This window comes from Arcicella sp. GW822-FHT02H01 (genome assembly GCF_058802005.1).
Genome location: NZ_JBXANT010000001.1, coordinates 3811973 through 3834535, shown reverse-complemented (window position 1 = coordinate 3834535; position 22563 = coordinate 3811973). Strand labels below are relative to the sequence as shown.

20 protein-coding genes are annotated in these 22563 nt (G+C 35.5%); 13 read left to right on the top strand and 7 right to left on the bottom strand.

The annotated features are described in order from the left end of the window. Positions 1–234 precede the first annotated feature (234 nt). Entirely contained in the window at positions 235–2124 is a 1890-nt protein-coding gene (locus tag AC1RNE_RS16050) for a beta-N-acetylhexosaminidase (protein WP_492802182.1), read from the bottom strand. 413 nt (positions 2125–2537) lie between these two features. Here AC1RNE_RS16050 and AC1RNE_RS16045 point away from each other — a divergent pair, with 413 nt between their 5' ends. Next, on the top strand, positions 2538–4958 hold the full coding sequence (locus AC1RNE_RS16045) for an alpha-L-rhamnosidase-related protein (protein WP_492802180.1): 2421 nt from the start codon (positions 2538–2540) through the stop codon (positions 4956–4958). A 7-nt stretch (positions 4959–4965) separates the two neighbouring features. Then, positions 4966–5358 (top strand): hypothetical protein, encoded by a 393-nt coding sequence (locus AC1RNE_RS16040; RefSeq protein ID WP_492802179.1) that lies wholly within the window; start codon positions 4966–4968, stop codon positions 5356–5358. 68 nt (positions 5359–5426) lie between these two features. On the opposite strand, the gene AC1RNE_RS16035 is transcribed toward AC1RNE_RS16040, so the two are convergent. Together AC1RNE_RS16035 and AC1RNE_RS16030 are read right to left on the bottom strand one after the other, a co-directional pair. After that, positions 5427–6053 carry a nitroreductase family protein gene (locus tag AC1RNE_RS16035; protein WP_492802178.1) on the bottom strand — a complete coding sequence of 209 codons (627 nt, stop codon included), beginning with the start codon at positions 6051–6053 and terminating at the stop codon, positions 5427–5429. A 150-nt stretch (positions 6054–6203) separates the two neighbouring features. After that, on the bottom strand, positions 6204–6899 hold the full coding sequence (locus AC1RNE_RS16030) for an XRE family transcriptional regulator (protein ID WP_492802177.1): 696 nt from the start codon (positions 6897–6899) through the stop codon (positions 6204–6206). 303 nt (positions 6900–7202) lie between these two features. On the opposite strand from AC1RNE_RS16030, the gene AC1RNE_RS16025 reads away from it, so the two are divergent. The 6 genes from AC1RNE_RS16025 (at position 7203) to bioA (ending at position 14645) form a co-directional block, all read left to right on the top strand. Next, positions 7203–7376, top strand: coding sequence for a hypothetical protein (locus tag AC1RNE_RS16025; RefSeq protein WP_309912448.1), 174 nt, complete (start codon positions 7203–7205; stop codon positions 7374–7376). Positions 7377–7475: 99 nt separating this feature from the next. Then, entirely contained in the window at positions 7476–8363 is an 888-nt protein-coding gene (locus AC1RNE_RS16020) for a glycerophosphodiester phosphodiesterase family protein (RefSeq protein ID WP_492802175.1), read from the top strand. A gap of 476 nt (positions 8364–8839) precedes the next feature. Beyond that, a complete protein-coding gene (locus AC1RNE_RS16015) occupies positions 8840–11185 on the top strand; it encodes a M1 family metallopeptidase (protein ID WP_492802173.1) in 2346 nt (781 codons plus the stop codon). Positions 11186–11525: 340 nt separating this feature from the next. Next, positions 11526–12683 (top strand): aminotransferase class I/II-fold pyridoxal phosphate-dependent enzyme, encoded by a 1158-nt coding sequence (locus tag AC1RNE_RS16010; RefSeq protein WP_492802171.1) that lies wholly within the window; start codon positions 11526–11528, stop codon positions 12681–12683. A gap of 8 nt (positions 12684–12691) precedes the next feature. Further along, complete coding sequence (gene bioD, locus AC1RNE_RS16005) at positions 12692–13315, top strand: dethiobiotin synthase (protein ID WP_492802169.1); 624 nt, start codon at positions 12692–12694, stop codon at positions 13313–13315. Next, positions 13281–14645 carry an adenosylmethionine--8-amino-7-oxononanoate transaminase gene (bioA, locus tag AC1RNE_RS16000; RefSeq protein WP_492802167.1) on the top strand — a complete coding sequence of 455 codons (1365 nt, stop codon included), beginning with the start codon at positions 13281–13283 and terminating at the stop codon, positions 14643–14645. The genes bioD and bioA overlap by 35 nt, the downstream gene beginning before the upstream one ends. 283 nt (positions 14646–14928) lie before the next feature. On the opposite strand, the gene AC1RNE_RS15995 is transcribed toward bioA, so the two are convergent. Together AC1RNE_RS15995 and AC1RNE_RS15990 are read right to left on the bottom strand one after the other, a co-directional pair. Beyond that, positions 14929–15882, bottom strand: a complete 954-nt coding sequence (locus tag AC1RNE_RS15995) for a polysaccharide deacetylase family protein (protein ID WP_492802165.1) — start codon at positions 15880–15882, stop codon at positions 14929–14931. Between the two features lie 2 nt (positions 15883–15884). Then, positions 15885–16283 carry a DoxX family protein gene (locus tag AC1RNE_RS15990; RefSeq protein WP_492802164.1) on the bottom strand — a complete coding sequence of 133 codons (399 nt, stop codon included), beginning with the start codon at positions 16281–16283 and terminating at the stop codon, positions 15885–15887. A gap of 18 nt (positions 16284–16301) precedes the next feature. On the opposite strand from AC1RNE_RS15990, the gene AC1RNE_RS15985 reads away from it, so the two are divergent. The 3 genes from AC1RNE_RS15985 (at position 16302) to AC1RNE_RS15975 (ending at position 18358) form a co-directional block, all read left to right on the top strand. Then, positions 16302–17207, top strand: a complete 906-nt coding sequence (locus tag AC1RNE_RS15985; RefSeq protein ID WP_492802162.1) for an AraC family transcriptional regulator — start codon at positions 16302–16304, stop codon at positions 17205–17207. 152 nt (positions 17208–17359) lie between these two features. Beyond that, the gene (locus AC1RNE_RS15980) at positions 17360–18103 is read left to right on the top strand and encodes an ABC transporter ATP-binding protein (protein WP_492802160.1); all 744 of its coding nucleotides are present in this window, start codon (positions 17360–17362) and stop codon (positions 18101–18103) included. Between the two features lie 63 nt (positions 18104–18166). Then, entirely contained in the window at positions 18167–18358 is a 192-nt protein-coding gene (locus AC1RNE_RS15975; protein WP_492802158.1) for a hypothetical protein, read from the top strand. A 205-nt stretch (positions 18359–18563) separates the two neighbouring features. On the opposite strand, the gene AC1RNE_RS15970 is transcribed toward AC1RNE_RS15975, so the two are convergent. Continuing rightward, positions 18564–19676, bottom strand: a complete 1113-nt coding sequence (locus tag AC1RNE_RS15970; protein WP_492802156.1) for an ABC transporter substrate-binding protein — start codon at positions 19674–19676, stop codon at positions 18564–18566. 139 nt (positions 19677–19815) lie between these two features. On the opposite strand from AC1RNE_RS15970, the gene AC1RNE_RS15965 reads away from it, so the two are divergent. Both AC1RNE_RS15965 and AC1RNE_RS15960 read left to right on the top strand, forming a co-directional pair. Further along, positions 19816–21051 (top strand): M16 family metallopeptidase, encoded by a 1236-nt coding sequence (locus AC1RNE_RS15965; RefSeq protein ID WP_492802154.1) that lies wholly within the window; start codon positions 19816–19818, stop codon positions 21049–21051. 161 nt (positions 21052–21212) lie between these two features. Then, on the top strand, positions 21213–21791 hold the full coding sequence (locus tag AC1RNE_RS15960) for a peptidylprolyl isomerase (RefSeq protein WP_492802152.1): 579 nt from the start codon (positions 21213–21215) through the stop codon (positions 21789–21791). A 136-nt stretch (positions 21792–21927) separates the two neighbouring features. On the opposite strand, the gene AC1RNE_RS15955 is transcribed toward AC1RNE_RS15960, so the two are convergent. Next, positions 21928–22467, bottom strand: coding sequence for an NUDIX hydrolase (locus AC1RNE_RS15955; RefSeq protein WP_492802150.1), 540 nt, complete (start codon positions 22465–22467; stop codon positions 21928–21930). Positions 22468–22563 lie beyond the last annotated feature (96 nt).

The window sequence follows — 22563 nt, the reverse complement described above, 5'->3', positions numbered from 1 at the left end:
AAAAAATATTATTTTTTCTTTTTTAGAGCGTAAATAATTTCTTTCACCTTGATAAACAATACCTATAGCGCAATTAGAAGGAAATAAAGTAGCATTTGTACAAACAAATAAAGACCAATTATCCTGTAAAAAAATAATGTTTCACTATTCAAGTTAAGCCTTTTTCCTGAGAAAATAAACAAACTTGAATAATGAAACATTGTTTTTTATACTATTCTTCTAAAAAATATAACCCTACTTCTTTGAAGCTCTCTTTTCTAAATCTGCTCTTTTAAGGGTAATCAAATGACCAATTGGTTTTGCATTACGGTACGTAATTACTCTTAACGTAATAGGGCCTTCAGGCAACTCTACGATATTGCTATATTTAGGTGAAAAACTGTCAGGCATGGTGTCATCAATGGTATAATAAATATCCAAATCAGACAACTCTGTTCCTAGCTCCAAACTAAGTTTACTATCTTTTAGTGTCGTTTTTACGATGGCGTCATATACAGCACGAGAATAATTTATTTGTGCTAACTCCGCTCTTTCAAAATGTGCCTCCATGCGTTTAGCAAAATTATCCCAATTTTTAGATGCTTTCGGTGACCAATACACGTCTGCTAGCGCCCATACTCTTGGATACGACATATATTCAGCATATCTCAATGATGGGATTTGCTCTGTCCACATATTTCCTTGTCCACCTAAAATATATTTAGCATCTACCCCATCAGGCACAGGTTCAAAGCTATAACTTTTACTGACACGCAAACCTGCATAAATCGGTGGGTCGATAGTAGCCTCTCCTTGGTTATAATCTAAATAGGCAAAAGTTGTAGGCGTCATTACTACATCATGACCCATTTTAGCCGCTTCAATACCTCCTTTAATTCCTCTCCAACTCATTACGGTAGCTTCTGGCGAAATACCTCCTTCTAAAATTTCATCCCAACCAAGCAGTTTTTTTCCTTTTGCTTTCAAGATTTTTTCTAGACGATTCATAAAATAGCCCTGTAAATCCTCCACATGGCGAATGTTGAGTTGCTTCATCAATGTCTGACAACCTTCGTCTGCTGCCCAAAAACCTTTGTAACATTCATCACCACCCACATGGATATATTTATTAGGAAAAAGCGCAGCTACTTCTGTAAATACTTTATCTAAAAACTCATACACTTTTTCATCCGAAGGGTTCAACGTATTTTCGTACAACATTTTAAATGTACCGTTTCCGTACCAATCGGCCATCGCAGCCCCAGGGTTTACAAAAGTTTTTGGATTCTTGTTACAACTTAATTCTGGATACGCAGCAATAGCTGCCATGCTGTGACCTGGCACATCAATTTCTGGCACAATCGTTACGTTTCGGTCTTGTGCATAAGCCACTATTTCTCTGATATCGTCTTGTGTATAAAATCCTCCTACCGTAGCAGCTTCACCATCTTTAGGAATAGCACGGTCGCCAAAGTGTCCTGAGCGAGGTACTCTGAAGGCACCTACCTGTGTAAGTTTTGGTAACGATTTTATTTCTATTCTCCATCCTTCGTCATCTGTTAAGTGCCAATGGAAAGTATTGTATTTCATTTTGGCCAATTGGTCAATGTATTTTTTCACATCTTCCTTTGAAAAGAAATTACGACTAACATCAAACATTACGCCTCTCCAAGCAAATCTTGGATAATCTGTAATTTTTACTGCAGGAATCGTCCATGAAGATTTTGCAACAGCTTTGGCTTCTATTTCCTTTGGTAATAATTGAACAAGTGTTTGAATACCATAAAATAAACCAGCCGTAGTGTTAGCACTAACAATCACGCTTTTAGTGGTTGATACAATGGTATAACCTTCCTTACCTATGTTATCGTTGGTGGTTTCATTAAGAATCAATTGTATCGCACCGCCTTTGCCTTCTTGTGTTTTCAATAAAAACCCTGTGGGTGTATTTAGTTTCTGTACTAACATATCAGCTACCGAACGTGCCGAAGCATTATTGTAGCTGATAACAGTTGATTTAGTAAGGGTGAATAAACCAGCAGTTTGTTCAATTTCTACTGGCTGAGGAATAATATTTAAACTACTTTTTTGGGATTTGCCTGAAAAGCTTGCCAAGAGCAATACAATAAACAGTGTTTTTTTCATTTGGTCTTTTAGTTTTTAATTGGACAAAGTTTTTGTTAAGTAATCAATAAAATTAAAGTAACGTTTCTATTTATCGTAAACAATTGATAACTAGCAACTTGAAACACATGTACTTTTTTTTAGAATCTAATTTCGATTTAATCATATATATGTTGAAAGTTATGTCAACCTATTTTAGGCAAGCACAGCTAATCACCAATCACTATTTACTAATCACTACTTAACTGCAATAATACTATTTTAAATAATGATTCAACATAAATGATGGTATTTTGCTTGGAAATTTTCCCTTATTTTGTTCACAAATTTTCTGATATTTATACAAGAAAATACCCTGAATTACCTGTAGATAAATAAAAATATTGTTACTACTGTAATTGATTATCAACTCCATTTTTATAAATAAACAATCTATGAATATCCTTAAAAAACGATTTAGTGTACTTGGTCTTGCGTTGATAAGCGTTTTAGTGACCAACTGTACTCAAAAAATTTCCTCAAAGCTAAACCTAGAAAAATCATTATCCAATGTTGAAAGTATTAAAGGAAGAACTGAATACCTAAATTCTCCTTATGTTACTGCGGGCGACAGGTTATATATGATTGGTCATCAGAACGGTCAGTTTCCTGATTTGGGTTGGCACGTAGCGGGCGAAATGGGGGGTATTTGGGACCATCCCATCAAATTAATAGATGGCTTTACAGAAACAATTATGATGAATGGGCAATCTACTTGCTTATCTCAAGCTGATGAATTCGTTAATTATCCCTTTGCGAACAAACATACCTATCAATCAACCATAAAAGGTTTATCCATCGAACGCTTTCAGTTTGTGCCTGACGGACAAGAAGCCATAGTAATAGAATATACGTTCAACAATACAGAAGCTACTGACAAAACGTTTACCTTTTTATTTGATACCTACACTGATTTACGACCTGTTTGGTTAGGCGAAAGAACAGGAATGATGGATGGCACTGATGAAGCCACATGGGATGAAGCCACCAATACTTGGATAGCTAAAGATGCCTTAAATCCTTGGTTTGTCATGTTTGGTGGACTAAATGCTGAGAAGGCAAATACTACTCCTGTTTGTCATTATCAACCTCAAGGAAAAGGCTGTAGGGCAGCTTTAAGTTTTACCCTCACTGTTCCTGCGAATAGCGCCAAAACCATTCCTATTACCATTGCAGGGTCGTATCAATCTTCTCAGCAGATGAAAGATACCTATCAGTTTGTTCAAACGAATGCTTCAAAATTATTGGCTGAAAAACGAATACGCTATGAAGGTATTGATAATCAAACACGGTTGACAATTCCTGATAAAAAATTAGAACAAGCTTTTCGTTGGGTTAAGTATGATACTGATTGGTTGATTCGCAATGTGCCTGAAATCGGGCGCGGATTATCAGCTGGTTTACCCGACTATCCTTGGTGGTTTGGGGTAGATGGCGAGTATGCCCTGCAAGGACTAATTGCTACAGGTAGAAAAGATGTAGTTTATAGTACGATAGACTTAATCCTTAAGCTTTCAGAAAAAACCAGTGGCAATGGAAGAATCCTCCACGAAGTTTCAACAAACGGGGCGGTTTATAATGAGGGTAACATCAACGAAACACCACAATTTGCTTCGCTTATTTATAAAGTGTATCAATGGACAGGCGATAAGGAGTTTCTAGCAAAATATTTCCCAACTATTAAAAAGGGGTTAGACTGGCTAATGACTAAGAATGATGCCAACGGCAATTTGTTTCCAGATGGTTTTGGCATGATGGAAATTCATGGGATGAATTCAGAAATGATTGACGTAGCTGTTTATACACAAAAAGCCTTTGCAGATGCTGCTGAAATGGCAAAAGCAATGAATGATAATGCCTTGGCAACAACGTATTCCGCTAAGGCACAATTAATCCGTCAGAAAATCAATAAAGATTTCTGGGTGGCCGATGCAAATTCCTTTGCTGATTTTATTGGTACTAAAGAACAAGCCTTACATTTAATTGATGATGCCATCATCAGAGCCGATACCCTAAAAAAACCGTGGGCTGTAGAAGAACTCAACATTACTAAAAATAAAATCTCAGCATTGCCTGCTAATACTTCCCAAGGTTTTGTGCTTCATCATAATTGGGTAGTGAATACTCCTATGGAAATGGGCATTGCTGATACTGATAAAGCCATTGTTGCCTTGAATACTGCCAGCAAATTTGTAAGTCCGTTTGGTGTGTTTGTAACGGGCATCGACCGCGACGAAACAGCAGGAAAAGACGAAATGCCAACATCGCTGAATCGGAAGATATTTACTTATACAGGAGCCGTAATGACCTTACCAACGGGCGTATTAGCCATCGCTGAAAACAATTACGGTCGCCCAGATAAGGCATTACATTATTTAAACGCAATGACCAAATCGTTTAGTTTTGCCTTACCCGGTTCTATTTACGAAGTCTCGCCTGACTATGGCATGGTAGCACAGGCTTGGAATTTATATAGTTATGGTGTTCCTATCGTGCAACAATTTTTCGGAATACAGCCCAAGGCTTCGGAGAAAACGATTGTGATTCAACCACAAATGCCTAGTACGTGGAATAAAGCGAGTTTAGAAAATGTAAAAGTTGGCGATAATGACATCAATATTCATTATGATAGTGCTAACAATAGGACGACCTTGAAAATAGAACAAACAAAACCAGATTGGAAAATTATCATTACTTTTCCAACGGGAAAATATCAACACTTTGTCTTGAATGGAAAGGCTGTAGTACCTATTAATAATGGTAAATCGGATAGCATTGAAAGTTCAGCAAAGGAAATAAGTTTAGTCCTTAACTAATACTAAGATGAAAATCGTAATGATGCTTGGGATGCATTTGATTACATGGCAGGCTTTAACACAAAAGCCAGTCTTCCATGCCTTAAAAGACCCAAAACACCATGCAGGCTGTTATATTGAAAAAGGAAATAATAAAACGATTGCTAATTTGTCAGAATCTGATGAGGAAGATAATATAGCGTTGTTTAATCTAACAGGAAAAGATGAAGCTTTTAAAGCTATAAAAGGTACAAAGTATTATCCAGAAGCTTTTGCCAATAAAAGATATAAAATATTGATTCATGAAACTTTTATCAAGAAAGAGCCTGATAGCTGTTTAGAATATTATCGTTTTAAGATTAAGGTGATTTATCAAGGTAAAAACTACTTTTATCAATACAAAGGTTTTTGTGGGTGTTAGTCAATAAAAAGAGAGGAGCTAGTAAATCAAATATTTGATTTACTAGCTCCTCTCTTTTTATTGAAACCTTATAATTTAATAAAGAAATCTTCAGAGCTTCTTCTTACTTTTTTAGCAAATGCCAAAGGGTCTTTACTTGTATCACGATAGCCAAGTGTCATGAAGGCAACACTTCTTAGTCCTTTTTCTTCCAAGCCTAATAGTTCATCTACACCTGCGGGTTTAAAGCCTTCCATCGGTGTAGCATCTACTTGTTCATTGGCAGCAGCAACTAGTCCTGTTCCTAAAGCGATATAAGCCTGACGCGCAGCCCAATGATAGTTTTCTTCTTTGCTATGTTTTAGCAATCCTTCAAGACTTTTTCTAAAACCTGCTAATGATTCTGGAGCCACTCCCCTCTCAGACACAATCAAATCTAAGTAAGCATCTATTTTCTCTTGTGTGATGTTTGCCCAAGCCGCAAATATCAACAAATGTGAAGATTCAACTATTTGTGGTTGATTATTAGCCACTGGCTGAATTTTACTTTTCAATGCTGGATTATCAATTACTATCACATTAAATGGTTGTAAGCCCATAGAAGAAGCTGATAAACGGATGGCTTCTAGGATGTTATCAACTTTTTCCTGAGGAACTACTTCCCCAGTCATTCTTTTGGTGGCATATCGCCAATTTAACTTTTCTATTAGGTTCATGAGCATTTTCTATTTAATTTATACCTAAATGTACATACATTTAATGTAATTAAATTAACCATTAATGTTTAGTTTAAAACTAAACATTATTTTAAAAAAAGCATGCCCAATAAAGTCAATTTGACTATAATAGTTGGTCATCTATGCTATTTATAATGGATATTTAGAAGAATAATAGCCCACAAACTTCCATAATTCCTGTATATCGTCCCCTAAAACTGGATAAGGTGCATAATGTTCATTGGTTGATTTCAAAACTAGTACATTCATTTCGGCTAAATAATTAAAAACTTTTTTAAGTACGATGCCTTCACTTCTGGTTACTACAATGCAAACTGTTCCATCTTTCACATTCTTCCAATTTTCAACATATTCAGCAAAAACCAAAGAGCCTTCGCGCAGGGGTAACATAGAATCACCTTGAATTGGAAACACCCTATATTTTTTATCTTTTGCCAAAAAAGGCACATTGAACACTGGTAGATTACTGATGTATTCTAAATCTCCATAGCCATTTACATATCCTGCTACTGCCTTGATGGGCACATATTCGATATTTTCTTCATTATCTATATTAACAGTAGTAGTTAAAATTCGTAATCGTTCTTCTTGTTTAGGGCTAGGCGACTTTACTGAAAGGTCTTCTTTCAATAATTCGTCTATGTTCACATTAAAATATTCTGCCAGTTTGACCAAATCTGTGTAACGCGGTTCTGCCCTACCGCTCTCATAAGAACCCAAAGTTGACTTCTTAATCATTAATTCATCAGCCATTTTCTCCTGAGAAACCTTACCTTCTAGGCTTTTGCGTAAAAATTGTAGATTTTGACTAAAAAAAGTATCCATAAATTTGGTTTTTAATTTTAATTTTGAGTAAATTTATTCACTGAATTAACGAAGATGTATTTTGTAAATATACAAAAACTAGTCAAAAGTTCAAAAAGAATACTTTTTTTAATCTTTAAGTTTTTTGACATATATATTCAAATGAGTTTTCGAAGAAATATATGCTATAAGTCTTATAGGGAAAAAATTGGACAGGTATAAGATTTTTATACCAAAGTGTTAAGGTTTTTGAGTACTGATTAAACGATCATTTTTTTTAATGAATTCATAAACATCTTGTAAGAGATATAACTTCCAAAGACCATGAAAACGAAAACAAAACTTTTTACTTCTTATGATTTAATTAAAGCCATAGAAAGAGCAGCCAATTTTATTGATGCCGGTAATCATCAAGTCGTGTTAGATAAATCAGAAGTATTACCTGATAAAAGAGGGTATAGAGTAACGATTAAATATCACTCCTTCGCTCGTAATTAATCGCTTTTTTATTAATTCAATCATAATATGTGTTAGACAAATAAGGAGCATAAATTAAAGTACTTTTGTGTTTCTTAAACATCAATGATTAACAAACTGATGAAAAAGTCTATCCTTTTATTATTACTATTTACATATACCACTAATATGTTTGCTCAAGGCTTTGACCTTGAAGGGCATCGTGGAGCAAGAGGCTTAATGCCCGAAAACAGTATTCCTGCTTTTAAAAAAGCATTGGACTTGGGAGTTACCACTTTAGAAATGGATGTGTGTATTTCTAAAGACAAAAAAGTAGTGGTTTCGCACGAGCCTTATATGAATGCGTTGTACGTAACCAAACCCGACGGTACACCAGTAAGCAAAGTAGAAGAAGCTACTTTGAATTTGTATCAGATGACCTATAAGCAAATAAAACAATTTGATACAGGGAAACGAGGAAATGCCTTGTTTCCAGAACAAGAAAAAACACCTACCTACAAGCCCTTACTTTCGGAAACGATAAAGGCTTGTGAAGCATATATAAAAGAAAAAGGCCTAAGGGCTGTTCAATATAATATCGAAATTAAATCTGAAGAAAAAGACTATGGCACCTATCAACCTGCAACAATTAAAGAATTTTCTGACTTAGTTTATCAGGAAATCATCAAAACCCTACCCGCCAATAGGGTTATTTTACAAAGTTTCGATTTTAACGTGTTGATTTATTGGCACAAACAAATTGAAGCTAATCAATATAAAAACATCTCTCTATCTGCTTTAGTCGAGAAAGAGAATCCCGAAAAAACATTTGAGGCTTTAGGGTTTTTACCAAGCTATTATAGCCCATATTATAAACTCTTGACACAAGAGCAAGTACAGTATTGCCATGACAAAAATGTAAAAGTAGTGCCATGGACAGTGAATAATCTAGAGGATATGAAAAATATAAAAGCCATCGGCGTAGATGGTCTAATTACGGATTATCCCAATCGTGCTAAAAACTTATAAGCTCTACCCATAAAAAATCAGTTCTACCTATGATAAATACAAATTACACCTAAAAAAATAATGTTACACCTAAGAAAATTAAAGTTACACCTAAGAAAAAGTTAAAAGTTCTACCTAAAAAAATTGAAAGTTGTATCAAAAAAAATTACATAGTTCTGCCCATACTGTTCTACACTACCTAAAACAAAAGGGCTCGGATATTCCCGAGCCCTTACATTATGATTATTCTCTTCTAGTAGCTTTATTAAATGAGGTTGATGCTTGTGCTATATTGCACAATTACAACTATCAAAATCCCATGTTTACCTTTACAAACGCTCCTTTTATCTATTCTTAGCCATTCTACTAAGTATAATGATTCTTTTTTAGATTGTTTAATGCTAATTTTGATTGATAACTTATCATCAAGGAGATTTATTTTACTAAATTCACTAAATTCGTACAGTAAATCTATTCACTTCAATCTAAAAATCAACATGAGAGGTAGCTTAAAGCTCATTACAGGTTTGTTAGTTGCTGCTTGTTCCCAAATGGCAACAGCACAGCAAGCACCCACCACCAATCCTTACAATGGTAACAAACGTTTTGAACAGTTAGAAACGATTTTACCTACGCCCAACACTTATCGTACTGCTTCGGGTAGTCCGGGAAAAGAATATTGGCAACAACGTGCTGACTATGACATCAAAGCGGAATTGGATGATGTAGAACGCAAAATAACAGGTACTGAAACCATTACTTATTTCAATAATTCTCCTGACGAATTGCCTTATTTATGGTTACAACTTGACCAAAACTTATTCCAGAAAGATGCTATCGGTGCTACTAGTAAAACTGGTAGTATTGGAGGACAAGCGTCTTTTGCACAATTCAAGGATTTGACCGACCCTAAAAAGTATGGATACAATATCTTATCAGTGAAAGATGCTAAGGGAAACCCATTGAAGCATACGATTAACCATACGATGATGAGAATCGATTTACCAGTTGCTCTTAAATCTGGTGCTTCGGTTTCTTTCTCTATCGACTGGAATTATTTAATTACTGAATATTACGGCCGTTCGGGTTATGAATATTTTGCCAAAGATGGCAACGTCAATTATTTTATTGCTCACTGGTTTCCTCGTATGGCAGTTTATAATGATGTGTATGGCTGGCAACATAAACAGTTTTTAGGACAAGGTGAATTTACCCTTACTTTCGGAAACTATAAAGTAGCTTTAACAGTACCAAACGACCACGTAGTGGGTGCTTCTGGTGAATTACAAAACCCTACACAAGTACTTTCTTCGGAGCAATTAAAACGTTGGGAAAAAGCAAAAACTGCTACTCGCCCCGTATTAATCGTTTCTCAAGAAGAAGCTGAAAAGGCTGAAAAAGGAAAGCCTACAGGTAAAAAAACTTGGATTTACAAGGCTGATAATGTACGTGACTTTGCTTTTGCAAGTTCTCGTAAATTTATCTGGGACGCAATGCAAGTTGACGTAGAAGGCAAAAAAGTATGGGCAATGTCATTATATCCAAAAGAGGGAAATCCACTTTGGGGGCAATACTCTACGATGGTTGTAGCACATACACTTCGTTCGTATTCAAAACATACGGTGGCATATCCTTACCCAGTAGCTTATTCGTGTCACTCTACATCAGGTGGAGGTATGGAATACCCAATGATTTCATTCAATGGTGGTCGTCCAGAAGCTGATGGTACTTATTCTGAACAAGTAAAAGCAGGTATGATTGGTGTAATCATTCACGAAGTAGGTCATAACTTTTTCCCAATGATTATCAACTCAGACGAACGTCAGTGGTCATGGATGGATGAAGGATTAAATACTTTCTGTCAGTATTTAGCAGAGCAAGAGTGGGATAGAGATTTTCCTTCTCGTCGTGGCGAACCTCAGTACATTGTTCCTTACATGAAAACTGACCCAACGCAACAAGTGCCGATTATGACTAATTCAGAGAACATCATGGCATTCGGGCCTAATGCTTATGCAAAACCAGCTACAGCATTGAATATTCTTCGTGAAACAGTGATGGGACGTGAGTTATTTGACCATGCTTTCAAAGAGTATGCTCGTCGTTGGGCATTCAAACAGCCGTATCCTGCTGATTTCTTCCGTACGATGGAAGATGCATCAGGCGTTGATTTGGATTGGTTCTGGAAAGGTTGGTTCTATGGTGTTGAGCCAGTAAACCAGTCACTTGAAAACGTAGAATGGTTCGGTATTGATAATATAGACCCATTAGCAAAAAATGCAACTGCTAAAAAAGAAGCTGATGCTAAACGCCAAACAATGAGTAACATCCGCAATAAAACGGATATTCCTAAAACAGTAGTAGAAGAAAACCCAGATATGAGAGACTTCTACAATACTTATGACCGTTTTGCTACGACTGAGGCAGACAAAAAGAAATTTGAGCAAACAATGGCTTCGTTAGCAGAAGATGAGAAAAAATTGGTCAACTCAAACAAAAACTTCTATGTATTAAATGTTAAAAACAAAGGAGGTTTGCCAATGCCAGTGATTGTGAAAGCAAACTATGAAGATGGTACAGAAGAAGTATTTAGATACCCTGCTGAAATATGGCGTTTGAATGATAAAGAAATTAAGAAAGTAATTCCTACAGATAAAAAAGTAGCGAAATGGACGTTAGACCCATACATGGAAATTGCTGATATCGAAACAGAAGATAATGCTTTTCCAAGAGAGCCTGAACAGCCAAACCGCTTTCAAGTATTTAAAGCACAACGCCCAGTTCAGCAAAACCCAATGCAACAACAACAAAAAGCTGGGGCTGTTCAAGGAGCTAAAAATTAATACTGATTTTTTTATCCACGTTTTAGAAATGTGAAAAACATAAAAGTCTACTATAGGCTTATAATTAAAAAAGCATGGCAATGGAAATTGTCATGCTTTTTTTTAGTTATTCTTTATTTTTCAAAAGGCTATAAAAAGAAAGTTGCCCAGACGGAAACCATCTGGGCAAACTTAGTAAATAGTTCTACACCTATTAAGTGCGAAGTTAGATAAAAAAATGGTATGATGTCAAGCATTTTTTTAAAAAATCTTAAAAAAATTCAATCTTGTATCAAATATCAAAACAATAAGGGCTTAAAACTTTTGTAACTATCTTTGCAGAAATAAACAATAAACATTAGTGATTTCTTTAAAAAAACGTCTGGATACCATACTTGAACAACGAAAAGAGCAATCACTCTTTCGTACACTTCGCATTACCGAAAATTTAATCGATTTTTGTTCTAATGATTATCTTGGCTTTGCTCGTTCCGAAAAGTTGCAAAATGCAATTCACCAGCAAAGCAATAATGGACATTTATGGTCTGGTGCAACAGGCTCAAGGCTATTAGCAGGTAATACCTCCTTCGTAGAAAATTTAGAAAAACGCATTGCTCATTTTCATCAAGCCGAAGCAGGTTTAATTTTTAATTCTGGCTATGATGCCAATGTTGGTCTACTTTCATCAATCCCGCAGAAAAACGATTTCCTTATTACCGACGAACTCATTCATGCCAGTATGATTGATGGAGCAAGATTAAGCTATGCCACTCGTTATAAATTCAGACATAACGACGTCGACGATTTAACTAAAAAGCTTGCTAAAATTGAAGAAGATAAAACAACAAATCCTAGTTTAAAAGACGCTCAAGTATTTGTAGCAATTGAATCAGTTTATTCCATGGATGGCGACTTGGCTCCACTGTTAGAAATTGCTAATACTTGTACTCAGTTCGGAGCAAATCTTATCGTCGATGAAGCTCATGCAACAGGTGTTTTTGGAAAGCATGGCGAAGGTTTGGTGAACGAATTACAGATACAAGACAAAGTCTTTGCCCGCATTATTACTTTTGGCAAAGCATTGGGCTGTCACGGAGCCATTATTTTAGGGAGTAATACGCTAAGAGACTATTTAGTCAATTTTGCTCGTTCATTTATTTATACAACTTCTGCACCAATGCATAGCCATATTAGTGTACAATGTGCTTATGATTTACTTCAATCAGATACATTTTCGAATAAAAACTTACATTATTTGATTGATTTTTTCAAAAGTCAAGCAGGTTTAAATCCTAGAATCGATTTGATAGAAAGTACTTCGGCGATTCAATGTATTATTATTTCGGGCAATGAAAATTGTAGGGCTGTGGCTCATACGTTACAAAGTAAAGGCTTAGATATTCGCCCTATTGTGTCGCCAACGGTACCAAAAGGTAAAGAGAGATTAAGAATTTGCTTACATGATTTTAATACAGAAGAAGAGATTTTGCAGATTTTTGAAGTATTAAACAAGCTTTAAAATTTATTATGAAACAACAATATATCATTGCTGGCATTGGTACAGAAATCGGGAAAACATTTATTGCCAGTATTCTTACTGAAAGCTTGGAAGCTGATTACTGGAAACCAATCCAATCAGGAGCATTAGACTTTACAGATACGTATGCCGTTCAAAGCTTAATAAGTAATCATAAAACCATTTTCCATCCAGAAGCCTATCGATTGACTGAACCTCTTTCCCCTCATGCAGCTGCAGCTATTGATGGTGTAGAGATTCAATTATCAAATTTTGAATTGCCAATTACTGACAACAATTTAATTGTTGAATTAGCGGGTGGATTAATGGTTCCGTTGAATAAAGACACAACCAATCTTGATTTAATTAAGCAATTAAATCTCCCCGTCATTTTAGTTTCTAAAAATTATTTGGGGAGCATCAATCATACTTTACTTTCAATTGAAGTACTAAAAAGTAGCAATATCGACATCAAAGGAATTATTTTTAATGGCGAAAGTAACCCTTCATCTGAAGAGTATATCTTGGATTACACACAAATAACATTGATTGGCAGGGTAAATCAAGAACAAAACATCTCTCAGGAAACCGTAAAAAAATATGCAGAAAGCTTCAGAAAAACACTTTGTCATTGATGAACACCTGGAATATCCAGTAGAAAATATACAGCATCCAGTAATTACTAATTTGAGCAAAAGAGATGCAAAAGTATTGTGGCATCCTTTTACACAGCACCAAACGGCGCCTTTTTCCATCCCGATTGTTCGGGCAGAAGGGGTTTATCTTTTTGATGAAAATGGTAAAAGATATATAGATGCTATCGCATCATGGTGGGTGAATTTACATGGGCATTCGCATCCATACATTGCCCAGAAAGTAGCAGAGCAATTTCTAAAATTAGAACAGGTAATTTTTGCGGGATTCACCCATGAGCCTGCTGTAAGATTAGCAGAAAGATTATTAGAAGTATTACCACCAAACCAACAAAAAATATTCTATTCTGATAATGGTTCTACGTCAGTAGAAGTGGCGATGAAAATGGCATTTCAGTATTTTCATAACCAAGGAATTAGAAAGAAAACCAAAATAATAGCCCTTGAAAATGGTTATCATGGCGATACTTTTGGTACAATGGCGGTAGGGGCTAAAAGTGCATTCACCGCTCCTTTCGACCCTTTTCTTTTTGAGGTAATTTATCTACCGATTCCAGTAAAAGGTGAAGAGCAATTGGCACTAGCTACCATGAAAAGCCTGATGAGTCAAGCAGATGAAATAGCAGCTTTTATTTTTGAACCCCTCATTCAAGGAGCAGGCGGTATGGTAATGTATGAACCTGAAATTTTGGAAAGCTTAATAAAACTAGCCAAAGAAAATGGAATATTGACCATTGCTGACGAAATCATGACGGGCTTTTATCGTACTGGTAAAATGTTTGCGACGGATTATTTAACAGAAAAACCAGATATTTTTTGTCTCTCAAAAGGATTAACAGGTGGTGCTATGGCTTTAGGGGTTACATCATGTACTCAAGAAATTTATGATGCTTTTCTTTCGGATGATAGAAGGAAAACGCTTTTTCATAGTCATTCTTTCACGGCAAATCCTTTGGCTTGTACCGCAGGACTTGCCAGTTTAGATTTGTTACTGAGTGATGAAACACAAGACAATATCAAAAAAATAAATAGTTTACATCAAGGCTTTATTCAGCAAGTTACTCAGACATTCCACCACAAAATCGCAGACATTAGGCTCAAAGGAACAATTTTAGCGATTGAAATCAAGGTAGAAGAAGGCACTTCATATTTTAGTAATATACGAGATATTGCCTACAATTTCTTTTTAGAAAAAGGTATTTTGATGCGTCCTTTAGGCAATGTAATTTACCTATTAACACCTTATTGTATCGCTGAGGAGGATTTGGTGTATGTTTATGGATGTATTGAGGAGTTTTTGGGGGAGATTTAAGGAGTTGATATTATTTTTATCATTAGCAAGTGACTTGAGTCCTACTGATTACCCACATCTTTTAAAAAGTTGAAATGGAAATGTTATTATTGATCAAATTAGCTTAAATGTACATAAATAGTCTTTAAAACAAAGCGTTGAAGCCCTCATCTCTAGCGAGGGGCTTAAGCCCTCGCTAGAGATAATTACCTGATTATTAATAATTTAAAAACTTATAGGTAATCAGTAGGACTTAAGTCAGCCCCTAATGATAAGAATAACAAAACTATAAATTTACCCGTCCCTATTCTCTAATAATCGTCTTATCTGACAACGCCATTTGAGCAATTTCTTTCTTTTGTTTAAACACTACGCCTTTATGTTGTTGCATATAGTGGATTAGTTCGCTAGTAGCTTTTACCATTTGAGGTGTCCCTCCTATCCTATCATGAAAACTGATAGACATTTGCCTTCTTTTAAAAGCTGACTCTTCATACAGTTGGTCAAACTCTAATTTTACTTGATTAATAAACTGGTCGACTGAAAAGTTTTTTCCTTCAATTAGTACAATATCATTATTCCTAAGTGTATAAGGGACTACTACAAAATCCTTTTTGCTTACCTGTATAATAAAAGGTTCATCCCTGCTTAAATCATCAATATGATAAATAAAGCCAAGCTCTTGTAGGATATTAAGGGTATTTTCGCCTCTCCTTAACCAATTGGCATTATAACCTACGGGAGTAAAACCTATAATATTCTTGATAGCATCAACACCATCTTTTATAAACTTTTTCTCCTCCTCATAACTCATATTATATTGAGAAGACCAGTTCATTCCATGAGCAGCGGCTTCATGTCCTCTATCTACAATTTCTTTAGCCAATGCTGGATTCTTGATTACCGCTGTGCCTACCATGTGCGAAGTTACCTTAACGCCTAGCTTATCCCAATTGTCTAACATTCTAGGAATACCTTCTTTATAACCATATTCATACCAAGTATTGGCGGGTAAATCGCGATAGCCTTTTGGTAAATTTTGTGGAAACGGACTTTCTGCATTTTCTGGTTGTCCACCTGCTTCAAATTGCATGGATATTGATACTACTAGCCTTGAACCATCTGCCCATGTCGTTTTTTCTTTTAGTGGGTCAGGATGACTTAGTTCCGATGAAGTAGCAAATGATGTATTATTTTGTAGAAAACCTGCTAGTCCTAACAGGCTTCCTTGTTTGATAAAGTTTCTTCTAGGATTCATGATTATTTTTTAAAGAATAAGTTATCTAATGCCCAAACATTGCTATTGTTTACAAATTGTAATAACACGCCAAAGAATGCCACATGAATTAATTGACTTGGTAAAGCTCCCCAGTTTTCTATCAAGCAAGTACCCAAAATCAACACTATCATCACAATTCCTCCACCAATTAATGCAGGTTTAGTAAACACCCCTATTATTAACAAAAGTCCCACCATAAATTCTGCAATAGGCAATGCATAACTAAAAGGAGTTACTAAAAAGGATGGAATCATGGCATTTTCAAAACTTTTTACCATCCAAGCACTAAAGCCTGCTAATTTAGGCAAACGAACAAGTCCATGTCCAAACATGCTGGCACCAATGGCAAGTCTTAATAAAAGAAAGGTTATTGTATTCATTTTTTTATTGTTGAGTTTATGATACAAAGCTCTTATAATTCATTATCTTTCTTCTGTACAATCATTGGTTTTGTTTGTACATTTACTGGTATGGAAATCAAGAATTTACTCTCTCCTTTTGAAATCAACTTTTTGGAAGCAAGTGAATACGTTGCGAAAGAACATAAAAATAGTTTTTTTGAAATGGTTTTTATCTTGGAAGGCCAAGGAATACAGATGATTAATGACCATAAATTGCCTTATAGTCACAATAAACTATTTCTGATTTTTCCACAGGATAAACATGGATTTGAAGTACATCAACCTACCAAGTTTTTCTTTATTAGGTTTAATGATAGCTACTTAAAAACCCAAAGTAAAGAGTGGATTAAAAAAGTGGAATACATTTTTAACAATCATAATCATCTTCCTGGTTGTATTCTGAAAAACGTTGCAGATAAACCCTTGATTAGGGCATTAGTCGAAGCTTTAATGAAGGAACAAAACAACTCTTTTCCACAACAGAATGAAGTAATTACACAATTAATCAATACTATTATTACCATTGCTTCCAGAAATATTACATTGATGGATAAGGTATCACTAAAAAATGCCAGTGCAGATACCACTATTACATTGGTCAATTATATTCATCAGCATATTTATAGTCCCGAAGACTTAAGAGCTGAGAGAATAGCCAGCCATTTTAATATTTCGCTTACTTATATTAGCGAGTATTTTAAAAAATATACGGGTGTAAGCTTACAAGAATATATTACAGATTATAAAATCAAGTTAATTGAAACACGTTTGAGATTTACTGATATGCGAATAAATGAAATTGTTTTTGAGTTTGGCTTTACCGACGAAAGTCATCTAAACCGAATTTTCAAAAAATATAAAGGTAAAAGTCCGACGGAGTATCGGAAAGGGTTAGGGGAATAAGACAAATCCTCTAAATCCCACCTTCTAAAAAGGAATTTTACTTTATCGTCGTATGTTCATTCTGATAAAGTAGGTAAAGATTTATTGAAGAGATATTTAAAATTGATAGCGTATAGCAACGAATTTTGTAAATTCGGGAAAGATTTGAATCTATGATTGAGATAAAAGACATTAGAAAAGCCTTTAATGGGCGCGATATTCTACTCGGAATCGATGGCGAATTCAAGCCTGGCGATACTTCATTAATTATTGGTGGTAGCGGTACAGGAAAAAGTGTATTGCTAAAGTGTATGATTGGTATTGTAAAACCAGAACACGGGCAAATACTGTATGATGGGCGAGATTTTCATAATTCTGATGAAGAAACTAGAAAAACTATCCGTCGCGAAATGGGCGTTTTATTCCAAGGTGGTGCATTGTTTGACTCTAAAACGGTATTAGATAATGTTAAATTCCCCTTAGATATGCTGACAGACATGAGCGAGGAGGAGAAAATAGAAAGAGCTCAGTTTTGTTTAAAGCGTGTAGAATTGGAAAATGCTGGCTCAAGAATGCCTTCTGAGGTTTCGGGGGGGATGAAAAAAAGGGTTGGTATTGCCAGAGCGATTGTGATGAATCCGAAATATTTATTTTGTGACGAACCCAATTCGGGCTTAGATCCATTGACATCTGTAAAAATTGATGATTTAATCAAGGAAATCACGGATGAATTTAACATTACTACGATTGTAATTACGCATGATATGAATTCGGTAATTGGTATTGGCGAAAAAATCATGTTTTTATATAAGGGCAAAAAATTCTGGGAAGGTGATAGTAAAAACATTCGCACTTCATCAGTGCCTGAGTTGAATGAGTTTATTTTTGCTAACAAACTTTTGCAGGAGGGGAGATAGTTTTTTTAGACTTTAGGACTTGATGAGATAGGACTGTAGGACTTGAAGACTAAAAGATGCTAGATGGAAGATACTAGATACAAGACTTTAGGATTAGAGGAGCTAGGACTTGAAAACAATGAGATTTTTGAAATAAAAATCAAAAAAGATATCAGTATTTGTAGCGGCAACCCTTGCGGTTGCCGTTTTGATTTGATGGATTTACGAAACAAAAACGGCAACCACAAGGGTTGCCGCTACTTGGCTAATCTATAAATATTGGGGATAACTACAGGTTTATTTCCTTTCTCTCCTATACAATTATCTTTCTATATTTTTTATTTCAAAAAGTCTTAACTCTAGCATCTTTCATCTTTTAGTCTTAAGTCCTAAAGTCTTTCATCTAGCGTCTAGTGTCTTACATCTAGCGTCCTTAGTCCTCAAGTCTTAAATCCACAAGTCCTAAAGTCTCCAGAAAAAATCAATCCAAAATAGCCTCAGCTTCCGCTAAAGTTGCTTTATATTCTGCTAATTTAGAAGCCTTTTTAGCATATTCTTTCATTTTAGTTGGTTGTCCCGAACGTTTAGCAATACGTGCCAAAGCCACATAAGCAAGAGCATGATAATCCTTAGTAAAACGTTCGTCATAGGGCATTTTTACGCCTTTTAGCAAATAAGCCTCCGCAAGTTTATCGTCCTTTTTATCTTTTTCAGCAATCAATCCTTTGAAAATTGTTCCCGCACATTGGAACATTACGCCCTTTTGTTTTAAAATTTTATCGGAAATTGCATCAGCATCATCGTACTTTCCAAGGGCGGTCAGGAAGTCCATTCTTTGCATTTGAAAAAGTAAATTATCTGGATATTTTTCTGACAGCATACTGTTGTAATACAACGCTTTGGCAGGATTAGCCTCATATTTCATATAAACATATCCTGCATAAAAAGCGGCTTCTGTTTTTACAAAGATTGTCTTCTTGGTAGCCAAATCTAATTGCTGTAAGCCTAGTTTTTTATTACCATCCTTAAACATCCAAATAACCGATTTAATAACAGGATGCGTTTCTGGATATTCAATGCGATAGTAATTATAAATACCTGACGAATAAAGAAACTCTGGTTGCTTATCTGTCAGCTCTAATCCTTTCTTTAAATGAGAATATGCCTTTTTAGCTACGCCTACGGCTTTCATAAACTCTTGATTGTCGGCATCGTAAGCCGCTAAATAGCCTAGCGTTGCTAATTCAAAGAAATTAGCTTCTACGTCCTCATCGTTTTTATCCAACATTACTTCCGCCAAAGCCCTACTTTGATTAAGGTAGGTCAAATATATTTTTTGCTGATTAGGGAAATCCTTTAAGGGGAAATACTGTAATTCAGTTTGAATAGCCATTAGGGTATAAAACACTGGATGCTGTGGATACTTGGCTTTTATCTTTTGGAAAATATCAGCTGATTCTTTGAAATCGTACGAATACATTTTATCCAACCCTTGAGAAATTAATTGGCGAGTACTAGCATCGTTTAATATTTGAGCATTACTTTTAAAAAAAATGCAAAACGAAAATGTTACAAAAATGAATACTTTTTTCATATTGGAAGTTTAAATAAATAAAGCGGACCGAGTTTTTTGCTGATTGTCACACATTGCAAGCGGTAAATACTTACTTTTGTCGTGATATTTTTTAAATATTTGTTAATATAGACGTTTATTTGTTACATAACATCCATACATGATTTCATACGATTATTTTATACTTGACAACGGACTCAAAGTCTATGTTCACCAAGATTATTCCACCCCTATTGCTGCTCTTAACATTATTTACAATGTTGGCTCTCGTGATGAAGAAGAACACAAAACTGGCTTTGCTCATTTGTTTGAACATTTGATGTTTGGTGGTTCAAAAAACATTCCTTCTTACGACACTCCCCTTCAGAAAGTAGGCGGTGAAAATAATGCTTTTACGTCACCCGATATTACTAATTATTATATTACGCTACCAGCAGTCAACATTGAGACGGCTTTTTGGTTGGAATCCGATAGAATGCTGTCTTTGTCTTTTGACCAAAAGGTTTTGGACGTACAACAAAAAGTAGTGATTGAAGAGTTCAAGCAAAGATACTTAAATCAGCCTTATGGTGATGTTTGGTTGAAACTTCGTCCTTTAGCCTACCAAGTGCATCCTTATAAATGGGCTACTATTGGGAAAGAAATTGCTCATATCGAGGATGCAGTAATGGATGATGTCCGTAATTTTTTCTACAAACATTATTTACCCAACAATGCTATTTTAGTAGTAGCTGGGCCAATCAGTGTGGAAGAGGTAAAACAATTAGCCAAAAAATGGTTTGAACCTATCCCTGCTGGCAACGTTACTCCTAGAAATTTACCGAAAGAGCCTATTCAGACTAGTGCTAGATTTTTGGAAGTAGAAGCAAAAGTACCGCTAGATGCTATCTATAAAATTTACCATACTCAAGGGCGACATGATGTTGGTTATAATGCCGTGGATTTGACTAGCGATATTCTAGGAAGAAGTAAATCATCGAGATTATATGATAAATTAGTAAAGGAGCAATCTATCTTTAATTCTATCAATGCTTATGTTTCTTCGTCACTAGACCCTGGCTTGATGGTTTTACAAGGAAACCTCAACAAAGGCATTAGTATTGAAGAAGGCGATGCAGCCATTCAGCATGTATTAGATGATTTCATAAAGAATCCTGTTTCAGAGGAAGAATTGACCAAAGTGAAAAATCAAGCGGAATCTACATTGGTTTTCTCAGAAGTAGAATTACTAAATCGTGCTATGAATTTAGCTTTTGCTGCTAATGCTGGAAATGTAGAATACGCTAATGACGAATCAAGTAAAATCCAAGCCGTGACGGTTGATGATATTAGCGACCAAGCAAAAAGTATTTTAACGAAAGAAAACTGCTCGACGATGTATTATCGTGCTAGCTAGGGTTGTGTCCTATCGCTTTCAGTCATCAGAATTCAGCTTTCGGATTTTATTTACTTTGCAGATTTTTTATCCTCTGTGGTATTGAGCAATAATTTTAACCATACAGATAACGGTTATATAGATAACAAATAACGATTAAACCGATAACAGCTATAAAAACGATGAAACGTATCATCTTCTTCTTATTTTGTATTTCTTTATTTTCATGCAAAAAAGATTTGCGTTTGTACGACCAAGACCCAAAGACTTTTTTGACGCAATACGGTAAAGAAAATCCAGAAGATAAAGTGAGAGTACATACTGTTGGAGGAGATTTTATCATAAAACTCCATGCTGAAACGCCTTTGCATCGTGCTAATTTTATTAGAAATGTAAAGGCGGGTTATTACGTTGATAGGATGTTCTATAGAAATATTTATCGAATGGGTATACAAGGCGGAGGCGAATATATGGATCAATTAGATTTTTTAGTCCCTCCTGAATATCGCCCAGAATTTACCCATAAGCGTGGTGCTGTAGCAATGGCCCGTTATGACGAAGGCAATCCCGACAGGGCTTCTTCTCCTACTGAATTTTATATCATTACTAATGAAAGAGAAGCTCGACAGCTTAACGGTAATTATGTAGTTTTCGGAGAGGTAATTCAAGGCATGGATGTAGTAGATGCGATTCAAGCTGGGAAAGAATACTACGAACGTCCAGCCATTCCTGTATTTTTTAGCATTGATATTTGGGAATAGGTATCAGCTTTCGGTCTTCGGCAATCGGATGTCGGCTTTCGGTGTTAAGAGATAGTTTCCCGAAGACCGAGAGCCGATACCCGACCACCGCCAACAGCATAAAATCCGAAGACCGAAAGCCGATACCCGACGACCATTATAGCTTAAAGCTTTTCTCTACCATTCTCATAATTGAATCACTATCGTTTAGGTCAGCTACTTCCGAAAGCTGAATCCATTTCAAAGCAGTGGATTCTGATGACACGATTAATTGTTGATTCATGTCAGCCTCCAATAGAAACCTAACATCAAAATGTAAATGTACTGGTACTCCTTTTCGTTCAGGGATTACGTGAATATCAATATCAAAAATATTATTAGTCAATACTCCAATATTATTCAATCCTGTTTCCTCCTCTGCTTCTTTTAAAGCAACATTCAATACATCTGAGTCACCATCACAATGCCCTCCCGTTTGAAACCACTGATTAAGCTTTTTATGATGGGTTAGCAAAGTATATTGACGAGACTTATCCAGAATCCAAGCAGAGCCCGTTACATGCCCAATCATTAAAGAACGCTCGAAACAAGTAGGGTACGCTTGTACAAAAGAGGTGATTTCTTGATGAAATTTTGTCTCTGTTGCATTAAATGGTCGATGCTTTTCAAGCAATTGGAGCAATTGATTTCTGTGCATAGTATTGTATGATTATGGTAATGTTTCAGAGGTCAAAGGTCTAAAAAATATCTTTTAAAAAAAGCCATTGAGCGAAAAATTAAATTGTTGGTTTAT